This window comes from Mesorhizobium sp. M1D.F.Ca.ET.231.01.1.1, from assembly GCF_003999155.2.
Classification (GTDB): domain Bacteria; phylum Pseudomonadota; class Alphaproteobacteria; order Rhizobiales; family Rhizobiaceae; genus Mesorhizobium.
Genome location: NZ_RZOZ02000076.1, coordinates 1 through 409 on the forward strand (window position 1 = coordinate 1; position 409 = coordinate 409).

Below are 409 nucleotides of genomic sequence, written 5' to 3' on the forward strand. Positions count from 1 at the left end.
ACTTCTCGCGAAGTGCGCCGCAAGCTGCGCGGCAACCAGTCGTTGCTGCGCAATTCGTCGAGCATTGCTCCGCGAATCCGCTGGCTCGCGTAGGTTTCGAACTGCGCGCCCTGATCTTCCTTGTAGCGGCTCGCGGCATCCAGCAGGCCAATCATGCCGGCCTGGATCAGATCGTCGACTTCGACGCTGGCCGGCAGGCGCGCGGCCAGATGGTGGGCGATGCGCCGCACCAGGTCCGAATGCTGGGCGATGACATCGTTGGCCGCCGAGCGCTGGACTTCCCTGTACTGGGCTGCGCCTTTCATGCTGCCACCCCACGCTGCTTGAGGATGCGTTCGAGGAAGAACTCGACGCCACCGCGCGGTTCGGTCGGCGCCTGCCAGCGCGCGGTACGGCGTGCGATCTCGGT

Annotated in this window: 1 protein-coding gene; it reads right to left on the reverse strand. The window is 66.3% G+C overall.

Annotated features, from left to right (window positions below; all coding sequences use genetic code 11):
- Window positions 1–305: sigma-70 family RNA polymerase sigma factor (locus EN874_RS32345; protein WP_127428843.1), on the reverse strand; the 305-nt coding region annotated here is incomplete at its 3' end.
- Between the last annotated feature and the right edge of the window lie 104 nt (window positions 306–409).